A 14,731-nucleotide genomic window follows, 5' to 3' on the forward strand; every position below is an offset into this window, starting at 1 on the left:
GGGGTTGTAAAGCAACCGGCGGGCCAGGATTGTTTACATCATTAAATTCATCGACTTGCCATGGCGTTTCGGTAGGCGCTCAAGGGAAACGTAAGAATCGTCGACATCCCTTTTCAGCGCCCCAGCTCGGTTGCCAGCACACGAGCGTCCGCCAGACTGTCGAAGCTGCGGCCATCCTTCAGCACGGCCCCGATCTCGTCCCGCGCTTCGGCCTTGCGGCCAGCCGCCGCCAGGGTCCATGCGAGGTGGTAGCGGATCTCGTCGCTCTGCGGCGCTCGCAAGCGAGCGTCGCGCAGCAGGCGCAGCGCCTGATCGTGGCGACCGGCGCGGGCCAGGGCCCAGCCATAGGTATCCATGAACATGGGAGTGTTCGGTGACGTGCGATAGGCCTTTTCCGCCGTACTGACGGCGGCCGGATCCTGCAGCCGGACCAGCACGACGGCCAGGTTGTTCACCAGATTGGGAGATTCGCCTACTTCCCGGATCAAGCCCTCCAGCGTCGTCCGTGCGCTTTTCCAGTCGCCGGTCATCATCTGGCCTTCGGAAATGGCAGCCTTGAGGCGCGGGTCGGGATACTTGCGTAGCCACTCCTGCAGGAACACCAGGCCCTTGGCGGGCTCTCGCGCCACCAGGTGAGCGCGCCAGACCCGCAGCGCGGACTCCACGCCGGGCTCCCGTGTCAGTGCGCTGCGGTGCTGTGCCAGTGCCACGGCGGTCTGTCCACGGCTGGCGGCGACATCCCCCAGCACGTGGTAGCCGGCCGCCTTGTCCGGATAACGGGCCACCAGGGTCTTGCCGTACTGCTCAGCCTGGGCGGTTTCGCCACCGCGCAGCGCGCTGTCGGCCTGCAGGACAAGCGCCTCGAAGTGTTCCGGCTTGGCTGACAGCGCCTTGGCCAGGCTGTAGCCGGCGCCCGTGGGGTTCTCGGCGGCGAGTTGCAGGCGGGCGATTTCCACCTGCAGGTCAGCGTCGTATTCGGCGAGCCGGGTCATGCTGGAAAGTGTCGTCCGGGCGCCAGTCAGATCCTGGTTGGCAAGTTGCGCACGGACATGGGCCGCCATGACGGTCAGGTTCTCCGGCTGTGCAGAAAGTGCGCTGCGCGTAGCCTCAAGCGCCTGCGCGGGCTGGCCATTGCGCAGGAGGATTTCGGCCAGGGCGAGCGCGGGGCGCGTGCCGCGGCTGTCGATGGCACGTGCCTTCTCCAGCCAGCGGATGGCGTCGGGCAGACGCCCCGCCGCTTCATCGAGCTGGGCAAGCTCGAACATGGCATCCAGATTGTTCGGCTCCACCTTCAGCAGTTCGTTGAGCCGGTTGCGAGCGCTGTCCCGCTTGCCCTCGGCGGCATCCAGGCGCGCCAGATTGAGGCGGGCTGCATTCAGTTTGGGATCGACCGACAGCGCTTTTTCATAGGCTTGGCGCGCTGCCGGGAAATTGCCCGCCGCACCCTGCGCCACGCCCAGCATGTTGAAAGCCAGCGGGTTGCGCGGGTTGCGCGCGGCCACCTGTTCCAGCACGCCGACGGCCTGCTTGCTTTGCCGCTCCTTCAGATAGATGGTGGCCAGCGCCATGCCGGTACGCGCATCACCGGGCGAGCGCGCGAATGCGGCCTGCATCTGCTGGGCGGCGGCGGCCGTCTTTCCCATGCCGACCAGGCTCAAGCCCAGGTTGGCCATGACGTCGGGAGAATCTCCGGCACCAAGCTGGGCGGCCTCCTGGTAGAGCTGCGCCGCGCGCTGGTAGTGCTTCAGCGCCAGATGGGCGTTGGCGGTGAGGATCAGGAAAGACGCATCGTTGCGGGCATTCGGGCGGATGCTGTCGAGCAGGGTCAGTGCCCGCGCCGGTTCGCCCGCGATCAGCGAAGCCGAAGCCAGCAGCTTGATCGCGCCGACGTTGAAGGGTTGCTGGCGCACCAGGATTTCGAGGTACTCGCGCGCCTTCTGCATGTTGCCAAGGCCGTAGTGCGCCGTGCCGCCGAGCATCAGCAACTGCGGCCGCCGTGCACGCGACTCGGGCGACATCGGATCAATGGTTGCCACGACCTCGCCCAACGCCAGTTGCACCGCACTGCCTTCGCCACGCCTGGCAGCTAGGTTGGCGCGCAGCATGGCGACGCGCGGATCATCCGGTGACAGCTTGCCGAGTTCGTCGATGTCCGCCTTCGCAGGAGCGTCCTGCCCGGCGTCCAGCAATACGGTGGCGCGGGCAAGGCGCGCCTCGATGTGCTTGGGCTCCGCAGCCAGCGCCCGGCCGTAGGCAGCCAGCGCCTCCGGCACCTGGCGCTGGGCCAGCAGCACGCCGGCCTTGGCGGCCCAGGCGTCGGCATTGGCCGGAGCGATGGACAGTGCCTTGTCGGTCAGCGCCAGGGCCGCATCGACACGACGCAGTTTCAATTGCAGCGAAGAGTCGGCGAGCAGCACGGCCACCGAGTTGGGATCAAGGCTGCGTGCTTCGTCGAGACTGCGGGCTGCGGCCTGGTTGTCACCCAGTTCGCTATAGGCAGACCCGCGCAGGACCAGCACTTCCAGTCTGGCCGCGGCGGGCAGGTCGGTCGGCTGCACCCGCTCGATGACCTGCTGGAACTTGGCCTGGCCGTAGAGCGCCCTGGCCATCAACGGCGCGATCTCGCTGCGCGCGACACCCAGCGAGGACGCCGTGACCAGCGCCACTTCGGCAGTCGACAACTCGCCCATCTGGATCAGCGAGCGGGCTAGCAGCAGGTGGGCCGCCAGCATGCGGCTGTCCTGCTGCAACGTGTTCTTGAGCTGGATCACAGCGCCCGCGTAGTCGGCGCGGTTGAATCTCACCAGCGCGTCTTCGTAGAAGGCTGCAGCCTTGTCCGGGTTGCCCGCCGCCTGCACCGCTGCTGGCACCGACGCCAGCACGGTCGCCGCCATGAGGAGCGGCAGCAAGGAACGGATCGAACGCTGCACTTTCATATGTTTGCCATGTCGCACGCTTTGTAAGGCCCGGAGTATAGTGCTTCGGCCCCAAGCGCCCCGTGACAGGATGCGCCCTTTGCCCAACAGAACGAAGGGCCACTTTCCCTAAGTTATTTCACCGATTGGACGACGCTCCGATCTGGTGCAATTTGTGCAGGTAGTTCTGCTGGGCCAGGGTGGTCCGGCAGGCATTTCAGTAGCTTGGAAAGGAACAAAAATGTCTGGTAACTGGAAAATCGGATGTGTCGCGGTAGCAGTACTGGCGGCCGGCATTCAATCGGCGTCGGCTCAGGAACTCACCGGCACCCTCAAGAAAGTCAAGGATTCCGGGGCGCTCACCCTGGGCATCCGCGAGTCCTCCTTCCCGTTGTCCTACCTCGACGCCAACCAGAAACCGGTGGGCTACCACATCGACATCTGCAACAAGATTGCCGATGCGGTGAAAACCCGTCTCGCGCTGAAGGCGCTGACGGTCAACCAGCAACCGGTCACCTCGCAGAACCGCATCCCGCTGACGGTCAACGGCACCATCGACCTGGAGTGCGGATCGACCACCAACGACGCCTCGCGCCAGCAACAGGTTTCCTTCGCGCCGACCACCTACGTGACCAACGTGAAGATGGCGGTGAAGAAGGCCTCCGGCATCACCAGCCTGTCGCAACTGGGCGGCAAGCCGGTCGCGACGACCACCGGCACCACCAGCGTCCAGCTGATGCGTGCCAACGAGAAGGGCAAGGGCGTCGACTTCAAGGAGGTGTATGGCAAGGACCACGCCGACTCCTTCCTGATGCTGGAGACCGATCGTGCCGTGGCTTTCGTCATGGACGACAACCTGCTGCTGGGCCTGATCGCCAGTTCCAAGAACCCGGCGGATTACGCCGTGGTCGGTGAATCCCTGTCGGTGGAGCCGATCGCCATCATGCTGCGCAAGGACGACCCGCAGTTCTACGGCCTGGTGCATGCCACCGTGAAGGACATGATGAAGTCCGGCGAAATCGACAAGCTGTACCAGAAGTGGTTCCTGTCGCCGATTCCGCCCAAGGGCGTGAATCTCGCCTTCCCGATGAGCGACGCACTGAAGAACGCCATCGCGAATCCGAACGACAATCCGAAGGAAGCTTACGTCAAGAAGTAAGCACTGAACGGGGCGGCGCCAGCCGCCCCGTGTTCGTCCCCCGCCCTACCTTTTACCGCGTGTTTACCGCATTCTCCCCTGCCATTCGGTGGGCGCACGGCGCCCTCGAGCGAGGAGCCCGCACAGCATGAACTATCAGTGGAACTGGACCTTCTTCCTCGACACTGCGATGAGCAGTGACGAGACCTATCTTGACTGGCTGATATCCGGCCTCGGCTGGACGGTGGCCATCGCGCTCAGCGCATGGGTCATCGCGCTGGTGCTCGGCAGCATCGTCGGCACGCTGCGCACGGCACCCAACAAATTGCTCGCCACGCTGGCCAATGCCTGGGTGGAAACCTTCCGCAACGTGCCGATCCTGGTGCAGTTGTTCCTGTGGTTCTTCGTGTTCCCCGAATTGCTGCCGCGCGAGCTGTCACTGTGGGTCAAGCAGGACATGCCGGCCAAGGAATTCTTCACGGCCACCATCGCGCTGGGCCTGTTCACTTCCGCGCGCGTTGCGGAGCAGGTCCGCGCCGGCATCCAGAGCCTGCCGCGCGGCCAGCGCAATGCCGGCCTGGCCCTTGGCTTCACCCAGGCCCAGACCTACCGCTTCGTGGTGCTGCCGATGGCCTTCCGCATCATCATCCCGCCGCTGACATCGGAGTTCATGAACGCCTTCAAGAACTCCGCCGTGGCCTTCGCCATCGGTGTCATGGACCTGACCTTCGTGTCGCGCCAGATGGTGGAAGAGTCCGGCCGCGTCATCGAAAGCCTGCTGGCGGCGACGCTGCTGTACTTCCTGTGTGCCTTCCTGGCCAACCGCATCATGGTGTTCATCGAACGTCGCGTGCGTGTGCCCGGCTTCATCATCGCGAAGTAGGAGGCCGGCATGCTCAGCAATCTTGACTTCAGCGTCATTCCGGTCAGCCTGCCTTTCATCCTGGAAGGCCTGCGCTACAGCCTGAAACTGACCATCACCGCGATGTGCGGCGGCATCATCCTCGGCACCCTGTTGGCGCTGGCGCGCCTGTCGGGCGGCCCGGTGCTCAGCCGCTTCGCCGCCGCCTACGTGGACACCCTGCGCTCCATCCCGCTGCTGATGGTGATCCTGTGGTTCTTCTTCCTCATCCCGCTGGTCACCGGCAAGCCGATGGGGGCGGAGAACTCGGCGCTCATCACCTTCACCCTCTTCGAGGCGGCGTTCTACAGCGAGATCATGCGCGCCGGCATCCAGAGCATTCCGAAGGGCCAGGTCAATGCCGGCTACGCGCTGGGCATGAGCTACTGGCAGACCATGGTCACCGTCGTGCTGCCCCAGGCCTTCCGCAACATGCTGCCGGTGCTGCTGACGCAGACCATCATCCTGTTCCAGGACACCTCGCTGGTGTATGCCATCGGCGCCAAGGATCTGCTGAAGGCCGCGGAGAACACCGGCAAGAACTACAACCGCCCGGTAGAGATGTACCTCTTCTCGGCCCTCATCTATTTCGTCATCTGCTTCTCGCTGTCCATGCTGGTCAAGCGGCTGCAGAAACGCATCGCCATCATTCGCTAGGTCAACGACATGATCGAGATAAAGAACGTCTCCAAGTGGTACGGCAACTTCAAGGTGCTGACCGATTGCACCACCAACGTCGCCAAGGGTGAGGTCGTCGTGGTGTGCGGCCCGTCAGGCTCGGGCAAGTCCACGCTCATCAAGTGCGTGAACGCGCTGGAGCCGATCCAGCAGGGCGAGATCATCGTCAACGGCACGGTCGTCAGTGACCCCAAGACTGATCTGCCGAAGGTGCGCGCGCGCGTCGGCATGGTGTTCCAGCACTTCGAACTGTTCCCGCACATGAGCATCACCGAGAACCTGTGTATCGGCCAGGTGAAGGTCCTCGGCCGCAGCAAGGACGAAGCACGCGAACGCGGCCTCAAGCTGCTCGACCGCGTCGGGCTGAAGGCCCATGCCAGCAAGTTCCCCGGCGAGCTGTCCGGTGGCCAGCAGCAGCGAGTGGCTATCGCCCGCGCGCTGTCGATGGACCCGATCTGCATGCTGTTCGACGAGCCCACATCGGCGCTGGACCCCGAGATGATCAACGAGGTGCTGGACGTCATGGTCGAACTGGCGCAGGAAGGCATGACCATGATGGTGGTGACCCACGAAATGGGCTTCGCCCGCAAGGTGGCGCACCGCGTGGTGTTCATGGACGCCGGCCAGATCGTCGAGGACGCGAAGAAGGATGACTTCTTCGGCAAGCCGCGCTCCGAACGCGCCCAGCAGTTCCTGTCGAAAATCCTTTCCCACTGAACGATGAAGCTCGCCCTGCTCGCCACCGGCGGCACCATCGCCGGCGTGGGCACGGCGGCGCGCTACACGGCCGCCCGGCTGGGCGTCGAGTCGCTGCTCGAAGCCGTGCCGCAGCTCACCGGGCTGTGCGCCTGGCAGGCGGAGCAGGTGTTTGCGCTGGACAGCCGGGACATGACGCCGGCGCACTGGGTCCGGCTGGCCAGGCGCTGCCAGGCCCTGCTCGACGACACCGGCATCGATGGCATCGTCATCACCCACGGCACCGACACGCTGGAAGAGACGGCCTATGCGCTGTCCTTGCTGCTGGCAACGGACAAGCCGGTCGTACTGACCGCCGCCATGCGTCCCGCCACCGATCCGCAGGCCGACGGCCCCGCCAATCTGCTGCAGGCCGCGCATGAGGCCCTTACCGGCCTGCCGGGTGTGCGCGTTGCGGTGCATGGCAGCGTCATTCCCGGGGCGCGGCTCACCAAGCTGCACACGCAGGCCCCTGGCGCTTTTGCCGAAGACGAAACGCCCTTGCCGGCGATACGCATTCCGCTGCCCTCCGGCGAGGCTTTGCCACGCGTCGATCTGATCCACGTCTTCAGCGGGATGGAACGGGGCGTGGTGGACCACGCCATCGCAGCCGGGGCACGGGGCCTCGTCATCGCCGCGGCTGGCGACGGCAGCCTGCCCGCGGCATTGCTGCCCGCCCTGAGGTCAGCGCGCGACGCCGGTATCACCGTCGTCCGCGGCAGCCGTGTGCCGCATGACGGGGTCCGGCGTGATCGCAATGCCGACGACACGGCAGAGGGCTGGATTCCGGCCGGAACCCTGGCGCCCCTCAAAGCGCGCGCTGCCTTGCTGCTGAGCCTCGCCGCCGGACTCGGCCCCTTCGAAACATTTGCCGCGCTCACCGGCGACACGCTCTAAATACCGGAAAAACAAAGATTTTTCTTGCATGCAACGCAGCAATCCGATAAAGTGCGCGGCTTGCTCGTGACCCGCCTTTCGTTTCGCGAGCCTTTGGTTCATCGTCCCTGACCCCTCCGACGCGTTTCCGTCCATCCGGAATCCCTAGCGTTCGCAAGTAATGGTTGGCGCCGATGTTTTATGCGCCGACTCACGCCTCTCCGTCCTGCCTGCCAGGACGCCCCTGCGTTGATTCGTGCCTGATTTGCGCCAGCCCGCCGCCTGTTGATGGCCGTGGCGAAGCTTGCGTCGTTTCCGATTGGAACCGTGATGTCGTTTGAATCCCTGGGCCTCAGCCCTGCCCTCGTAGCCGCCGTGAACAAGTCCGGCTACACCGAACCCACTCCCGTGCAGGCCGCCGCCATTCCGCTGGCCCTGCAAGGCGGCGACCTGATGGTCTCGGCCGCCACCGGCAGCGGCAAGACCGCCGCCTTCATGCTGCCCGCGCTGCAACGCCTGAGCGAAGCCCCCACCGTCAACAGCATCGGCCCGCGCGTGCTGGTGCTCACCCCGACCCGCGAACTGGCCCAGCAGGTCAGCCACGCCGGCTCCACCTATGGCAGCGCGCTGCGTCGGCTGTCGGTCGTCACCGTGGTCGGCGGCATGCCCTACCCGGTGCAGATCAAGATGCTGCGCCAGCCGGTGGACATCCTGGTGGCCACCCCGGGCCGCCTGCTCGACTACATCACCCGCGGCCGTATCGATTTCTCGCGTTGCGAGATGGTGGTGTTCGACGAAGCCGACCGCATGCTGGACATGGGCTTCAAGGAAGACATCGAACAGATCGTCGCGGCCCTGCCCCCGAAGTACCAGACCATGCTGTTCTCGGCGACCTTCGGTGGCGCCGTCGGCCGCCTGGCCGAATCGATGCTGAACAACCCGCAGCGCCTTGAACTGGCCACCCACCAGGACAAGCACGCCGACATCGAACAGCGTGTTCACTACGCCGACAACGTCGGCCACAAGAACAAGCTGCTGGACTACCTGCTGCGCGACGCCGGCATGGAACAGGCCATCGTCTTCGCCGCCACCAAGCGCGACGCCGACTCCCTGACCGAGACCCTGGCCGACCAGGGCTTCGCCACCGCCGCCTTGCACGGTGACATGCCGCAGGCCAAGCGCAACCGCACCTTGCAACACCTGCGCCGCGGCCACATCCGCGTGCTGGTGGCCACCGACGTCGCCGCGCGCGGCATCGACGTGCCCACCATCAGCCACGTCATCAACTACGGCATGCCGATGAAGCCGGAAGACTACGTGCACCGCATCGGCCGCACCGGTCGCGCCGGCCGCAGCGGCATCGCGGTGACGCTGCTGACCGCCGCCGAACGCGGCAAGCTGCGCGCCATCGAGCGCTTCACCTCCCAGCAGATCCCGGTGCATGTCATTCCGGGCCTGGAGCCGACCGCCCGCGTCGAAACCCGCGAGCGTCGCCCCTACGCGGGTGACCGCCCCGGCTACGGCCGTGGCCGTGACGGCCAGCGCGGCGGTTATCGCGAAGGCGGTGGCTATCGTGGTGGCAACGGCGGCTCCGGCGGCAACAGCGGCAGCAGCTATGGCCAGCCGCGCCGCTTTGAAGGCGACGCCGCACCGCGCCGTGCCGAAGGTGAAGCCGGCGCACCGCGTCGTTTCGATCGTGACGCCCGCCCTGCCCGCGCCTTCGGCGACCAGCCACGTCCGGCCCGTACGGAAGAAGCTCGCACCACGCGCACCTGGAACACCCGTAGCGGCGAGGCCCGCACCACCGAGCCGCGCAGCTTCGGCGACCGCCCGCAGCGCAGCTTCGATCGCCAGGACGGCAACCGTCCGCCGCGCTTCGAAGGCCGTGGCCCGGCAGGCAAGCCGAACGAAGGTTTCGCCCGCCGCAAGCGCGACGAGTAAGCCGACGCCCGGCAATTCGCCAGCCGCACCCCAAGAAACCCGCCACCTGGCGGGTTTTTCACATTTTCGTCAGTCAAAGTGTGATTGCTGCGGCGCATACAACCCACTTGGTCCGCCGCCCTCGCTATGATTCGCCGACACAAGAACCGCCCCCGCATGGCGGTCACAAGAAAAGCCTGAACGAACGGCCCCTGAGGAGACATCTTGTTGTCGCGGTTCACTTCATGTTTCGACCACCTGCCTCGCGAAGAACGGCAGGCGCTCTTGCTGCGCGCACTGTTGTACGCGCTCATCGGTATCGCACTCGGCTACCGGGTCTGGCTGGTGTTCACCTTCAATCCGGTCGACCACATCTGGAGCGATCCGGAACGCCACTGGGACCAGGGCATCGACGTGTTGCGCAGCGACCCGATGTCGCTGATCGATCCCATCGTGTACCAGGTGTACATCGGCGCCTTCGCCAAGCTGACGTTGAAGAGCCACGAGCTTGCCGCGTTCTACACGGCCCTGCTGTCGGTCGGCATGACCTGGCTGTGGTACCGCTTCCTGCGCGAACTGCTGCCGTCGAAGAACTGGGCGCTGCTGGGCTGGGCGCTGATCGCCTGGTCACCGTCCAACTCGGCGATCTATTCCTACTTCATGCAGGAAACGCTGATGCTGCCGCTGCTGGGCGCCTCGCTGTGGGCCACCTGGCGAGCGCGTCGCAAGGGCACGCTGAATGCCTTCCTCGGTGCTTCCGCGTTATGGATCCTCGCTGGCCTCACGCGCGGTATCTGCCTGCCGCTGGGGCTCGTGGCGCTGGCCTGGGTGTGGTTCGAGCAGGGCGACAAGCCGCGCCGTGCCGCCTGGGGCATGGTCGTCATGCTGCTGATGCTGGGCCCGCTGACCTACCGCAGCTACCAGCAGGCCAACATCTTCGCCCCGCATGGCATCGGCGCCCTGGTGCAGGCCTACCACCGTTCCGGCGCGCAGGAGATCCTGATCGGCTACGAACTGCGTGGCGCTCGCTGGGAGTTCGGCTTCACCTCGCCGGGCATCCTGCAGAAGCCCTTCGAGCCCTTCTCCGACTGGATGAGCAAGCGCCAGGGTTCGGTGCGTTTCTTCGTCAACATGGACGCCGGCGAACGCGACTGGAAGGCTGCCGTCGCCAACACACCGCTGACGCTGGACCGCTACCTGTGGCTGACCGGTGACAACCTGATCCACCTGTTCTTCGCCGAATCCTGGCCCGACACCGACCGCAGCCGCGACATCGGCGAGCTGAACCACTGGCTGCGCTGGCTGTGGGCACCGTTGTTCATCCTGTGCGCCACCGGCACCATCTGGTTGTGGCGCGAGCAGCGCGAGCGCCTGCTGCCGGCGCTGCTGCTCACCTGGTTCTGCGTGCAGGGGCTGTTCCCGCTGTCGGTGAATGAAGGCCGCTACCGCAAGCCGATGGAAGGACTGCTGATCGCGCAGGCCGTCCTGCTGGCGAGCACGCTGGCAGTACGCCGACGGCGCGAGGATGTGGTGGAGCCGGCCCCGGCGGCACCGGAAACCTTGATCGTATCGAGCACCTGACGATGGCGCTGGCGCGGCAGATCAAGCATTTCCTCGTCGTCGGTGCCGGTGCCACCGCACTGCAGTACATCCTGCTCGGGCTGTTCGTCGAAGCCTTCGGCATGAACGCCGTGCTGGCCAGCGCGCTGGGTTACGCCCTGTCGTCCCTGGCCAACTACGCTGCCAACCGGCGCCTGACCTTCCAGTCGGACGCCCGCCACCGCGACGCGCTGCCACGATTTGCCGTGGTCGCCCTCAGCGGCCTGCTGCTCAATACCGTCGTCATGTGGGTGGCACACAACCTGCTGGACTGGCACTACCTGGTCGCGCAGGTACTGGCGACCGCCGTGGCGCTGGTGTGGAATTTCATCCTCAACCGCTGCTGGACCTTCGCGCCGGCACGTCCCTGAACAAAGCACGAAGAGAAAGACCGACATGAAGCTGAGCATCGTGGTGCCCTGCTACAACGAAGAGGAAGTGCTGCCCGAAACCTCGCGCCGTCTCATCGAACTGCTGGACGACCTGGTGGCACGTGGCAAGGTGGGGGACGACAGCCACGTGGTGTTCGTCGACGACGGCAGCCGCGACAAAACCTGGTCGATGATCGAAGACCTGTCGCGCCAGCAGCGCCGGATCCGCGGCCTCAAGCTGTCACGCAACCGCGGCCACCAGAACGCGCTGCTGTGCGGGCTGATGAATGCCGAGGGCGACGCGCTGATCAGCGCCGACGCCGACCTGCAGGACGACCTCGGTGCAATCGAGCAGATGGTCGACGCCCATGCCAAGGGCAGCGACGTCGTCTACGGCGTGCGCAAGCGCCGTGACACCGACACCTTCTTCAAGCGCTTCACCGCCGAGGGCTACTACTGGCTGCTGGCGAAGTTCAAGGTGCAGGTGGTGTTCAACCATGCCGACTACCGCCTGCTGAGCCGCCGCGCCATCGAGGCGCTGCGCGAGTTCGGCGAGGTCAACATCTTCCTGCGCGGCATCGTGCCGCAACTGGGCTTCCCTTCTTCCATCGTGTACTACGACCGCGCCGAGCGCTTTGCCGGTGAATCGAAGTACCCGCTGCGCAAGATGCTGTCCTTCGCCTGGCAGGGCATCACCTCGTTCTCGTCGGTGCCGCTGCGCTTCATCACCACCATGGGCGTCACCATCTCGATGGGCAGCTTCGGCCTGGCGCTGTGGGCCCTGTTCGTGCGGCTATTCACCGAAGAGGCTGTCCCCGGCTGGGCGTCGGTCACCGTGCCGATCTACCTGCTGGGCGGCATCCAGTTGCTGTGCATCGGCATCCTCGGCGAGTACCTCGCCAAGATCTACATGGAAACCAAGAGGCGTCCGGCCTTCTTCCTGGAAAAACGCGCCGGCTTCGGCGACGCCGAGACGCGCTGAGAACCACTCACCGGCACGCCGGAATCCCGGCGTGCCCTGCCCGGACGTGTCCTGCGTCACGGCTGCTCCCTGCTCCCCGAGTCGCCACCATCAGATTGCGTGATGGATTCATCAACAAGATGAATCGTCCGCTTGGCGTCGCCGCGTCTGTCGAAAATAATAAATTCAACAAAACAACAAGCCAGCCGGTTTGATCCGCTGGCAACGGAGCACCGCTCCGGAGAGAGCACAGGCAGCCCGCCTCGGGCGGGTCGAACACCATCAGGGAGACAGCAACATGAAGAGAATTCTGGTCGGTCTGTGCATGAGCTTCGCGGCAATGGCGTCCCAGGCAGCGACGGACTACCCCTCGGGCTATACGAAGTGCGTTTCCGAGGGCAAAACCTGCACCTTCAGCGGCACCCGCTCGGTCGCCTTCGGCAAGGCCGGTTCCTTCGTGTATGCCATCCACACCGGCAGCGTCGTCTGCGCGGCAGCCAACTTCCCGTCCAGCAGCGTGACCGGCACCCGTTGGTGCTCGTACGCCGGCACGACGACCAGCTCCTCTTCGAGCTCCAGCAGTTCATCGACCTCGTCGTCCTCGTCCTCTTCTTCGTCTTCCAGTTCTTCTTCCAGCAGCTCGTCGAGTTCGAGCGGTTCGTCCGGTGGCAGCAGCAGCGGTAGCGGCGCCTGCACACCGGGCAGCACCATCAGCGGCACGGTGGATTGCGGCGGCGCCTCGGTGGGTACCAGTTGCAGCGACCAGAGCGAGAGCCAGCAACCGGTGTTCACGCTGGCCGACGGCGCCACGCTGAAGAACGTCACCCTGGCTGCCGGCAAGGCCGCCGACGGCATCCATTGCTCCGGTAGCTGCACGCTGCAGAACGTGGTGTGGGCGGATGTCTGCGAGGACGCCGCGACGATGAAGGGCGGCTCCGGCAAGGTCATGACGGTGAGCGGCGGCTCGGCGTCCAACGCCAGCGACAAGGTGTTCCAGCACAACGGCATCGGCTCCACGGTGAAGATTTCCGACTTCACGGCGACCAGCATCGGCAAGCTGTGGAAGAGCTGCGGCAACTGCTCCAACAACGGCGGTCCGCGCAAGGCCGAGATCAACAACGTCAGCGTCAATGGCGTGAAGGAGATCGCCAGCCTCAACGCCAACTTCGGCGACGTGGCGACCATCCGCAACCTGCGTGTGAAGGGCTACAAGTCCGGCAGCCCGACCATCTGCGTCGAATACAAGGGCGTGCAGAAGGGTTCGGAACCGAGCAAGGTCGGCGAAAAGTGGAACACCAGTGCCTGCAACGTCAGCACCAGCGACGTGACCAGCTACTGACAACAATAAAAGCAGGACGGAGGAGGCAGCCAGCGCGGGGCAGGCAGTACGCCCCCGCGCTCCCGGAGAAGGGGGAGTGTTGGCTCGAAGCGGGTTCGCCAACGGCAGCGTCAGCAGACGGACGCCACGCAAATCAACCCGCACCGGTCAGGTCCGTGCCCTGGCCCGCAGTACAAGCCCGCCGCCCAGAGGCGGGCTTTTTCCTTTCCGCGTCCTATTCCTTCACTCGGTACCAAGGCGGCGAAGCGGCGCGCCGACACGGAAGCCGTGCCGGTGCGCCATCGCTAATGCATGGCGAGCATCAGCGCCAGCGGCGTGGTGATGGCGGCCAGCCCGGTGGACAGCACCAGGCTGGCCGCCACCGGGCCTTCCAGTACGCGGAACTGGCGTGACATCAGATACACGTTGGCCCCTGCCGCCATCGAAGCCAGCAGCACGACCACCTGGGTTTCTACCGGCGGCAGGTGCAACAGCTTCGCCAGCCCCCACACGATCAAGGGGTGGGCGATGAGCTTCAGGGCACAGATGGCCAGCGAGATGCGCCAGCCGGCGCGCGGGTCGTAACCCACCAGCCCCATGCCCAACGACACCAGCGCGAGCGGGCCGGCCGCCTGTCCCAGCAAGGCCATCGGCATTTCGATGAAGCGTGGCAGGGCCCAGCCGAAATGACCGGCGATGAATCCCCAGGCACTGCCGAGCAGGATGCTGGCTACCACCGGGTTGGTGGTCACCTTGAACGCCGTCTTGGCGAACCCGGCCGCCGAAAAACTGCCGTGCCTCGCCCACTCCACCGACACCGTGACCAGCGTCCACAGCGTCAGCGCATTGAACACCAGCACCAGCGCCACCGACGGCAACGCCGCGTCGCCGATGGTCAGTCGTGCCAGCGGCAGGCCCAGCAGCACGGTGTTGGCGAACACCCCGCCCAGCGCCAGGATGGAGCCGGCCACTCCATCCAGCTTCAGCACTTTCGCCGCCACCACGCGGCCCAGCACGAAGACGATCAGGCAGCCGCCGAAGTAGGCCAGCAGCAGGCGGCCGTCCACTGGCGGCAGGTTCGACAACCCGCTCATGAGGTGGAACAGCATCACCGGCATCGCCACGTTGAAGACGAAACGCGCCAGCGGGCCGCCCAGTCCCCTCGCCCAACCGGCCCAGCGCGCCAGCCCGTACCCGACGAAGACCAGCGCGAACAATGGAGTGACGACGAGGACCAGCTCGAAGAAGGTACGCATTGCAACGAAAGACGTTTGCGGGGGAAAGCGGCGCCGCGAACCACCCGCGCGGCGCTGGTGCTA

At 65.5% G+C, this 14,731-nt stretch carries 12 protein-coding genes; 10 read left to right on the top strand and 2 right to left on the bottom strand.

Annotated elements, in window-relative coordinates; all coding sequences use genetic code 11:
* Positions 1-113: 113 nt before the first annotated feature.
* Entirely contained in the window at positions 114-2,909 is a 2,796-nt protein-coding gene (gene prsT / locus VVD47_RS09040) for an XrtA/PEP-CTERM system TPR-repeat protein PrsT (protein WP_327603077.1), read from the bottom strand.
* 247 nt (positions 2,910-3,156) lie between these two features.
* Here prsT and VVD47_RS09045 point away from each other — a divergent pair, with 247 nt between their 5' ends.
* From VVD47_RS09045 to VVD47_RS09090, 10 genes are all read left to right on the top strand, one after another.
* Positions 3,157-4,074 (top strand): amino acid ABC transporter substrate-binding protein, encoded by a 918-nt coding sequence (locus VVD47_RS09045; protein WP_327603078.1) that lies wholly within the window; start codon positions 3,157-3,159, stop codon positions 4,072-4,074.
* Between the two features lie 127 nt (positions 4,075-4,201).
* On the top strand, positions 4,202-4,936 hold the full coding sequence (locus VVD47_RS09050) for an amino acid ABC transporter permease (RefSeq protein WP_327603079.1): 735 nt from the start codon (positions 4,202-4,204) through the stop codon (positions 4,934-4,936).
* A 9-nt stretch (positions 4,937-4,945) separates the two neighbouring features.
* Entirely contained in the window at positions 4,946-5,611 is a 666-nt protein-coding gene (locus tag VVD47_RS09055; RefSeq protein ID WP_327603080.1) for an amino acid ABC transporter permease, read from the top strand.
* 9 nt (positions 5,612-5,620) lie between these two features.
* Positions 5,621-6,349: an amino acid ABC transporter ATP-binding protein gene (locus VVD47_RS09060; RefSeq protein WP_327603081.1), complete on the top strand. Its 729-nt coding sequence runs from the start codon at positions 5,621-5,623 to the stop codon at positions 6,347-6,349.
* Between the two features lie 3 nt (positions 6,350-6,352).
* On the top strand, positions 6,353-7,264 hold the full coding sequence (locus VVD47_RS09065) for an asparaginase (protein ID WP_327603082.1): 912 nt from the start codon (positions 6,353-6,355) through the stop codon (positions 7,262-7,264).
* A gap of 309 nt (positions 7,265-7,573) precedes the next feature.
* Positions 7,574-9,184, top strand: a complete 1,611-nt coding sequence (locus VVD47_RS09070) for a DEAD/DEAH box helicase (RefSeq protein ID WP_327603083.1) — start codon at positions 7,574-7,576, stop codon at positions 9,182-9,184.
* A gap of 207 nt (positions 9,185-9,391) precedes the next feature.
* A complete protein-coding gene (locus tag VVD47_RS09075; RefSeq protein ID WP_327603084.1) occupies positions 9,392-10,744 on the top strand; it encodes a glycosyltransferase family 39 protein in 1,353 nt (450 codons plus the stop codon).
* A gap of 2 nt (positions 10,745-10,746) precedes the next feature.
* Positions 10,747-11,133, top strand: a complete 387-nt coding sequence (locus VVD47_RS09080; RefSeq protein ID WP_327603085.1) for a GtrA family protein — start codon at positions 10,747-10,749, stop codon at positions 11,131-11,133.
* A gap of 25 nt (positions 11,134-11,158) precedes the next feature.
* A complete protein-coding gene (locus VVD47_RS09085) occupies positions 11,159-12,115 on the top strand; it encodes a glycosyltransferase family 2 protein (protein ID WP_327603086.1) in 957 nt (318 codons plus the stop codon).
* A 277-nt stretch (positions 12,116-12,392) separates the two neighbouring features.
* Positions 12,393-13,433 carry a pectate lyase gene (locus VVD47_RS09090; RefSeq protein WP_327603087.1) on the top strand — a complete coding sequence of 347 codons (1,041 nt, stop codon included), beginning with the start codon at positions 12,393-12,395 and terminating at the stop codon, positions 13,431-13,433.
* 284 nt (positions 13,434-13,717) lie between these two features.
* On the opposite strand, the gene VVD47_RS09095 is transcribed toward VVD47_RS09090, so the two are convergent.
* A complete protein-coding gene (locus VVD47_RS09095; protein WP_327603088.1) occupies positions 13,718-14,668 on the bottom strand; it encodes an AEC family transporter in 951 nt (316 codons plus the stop codon).
* Between the last annotated feature and the right edge of the window lie 63 nt (positions 14,669-14,731).

The sequence above is a fragment of the Uliginosibacterium sp. H1 genome (assembly GCF_036017065.1).
In the GTDB taxonomy this organism is placed as follows: domain Bacteria; phylum Pseudomonadota; class Gammaproteobacteria; order Burkholderiales; family Rhodocyclaceae; genus Uliginosibacterium.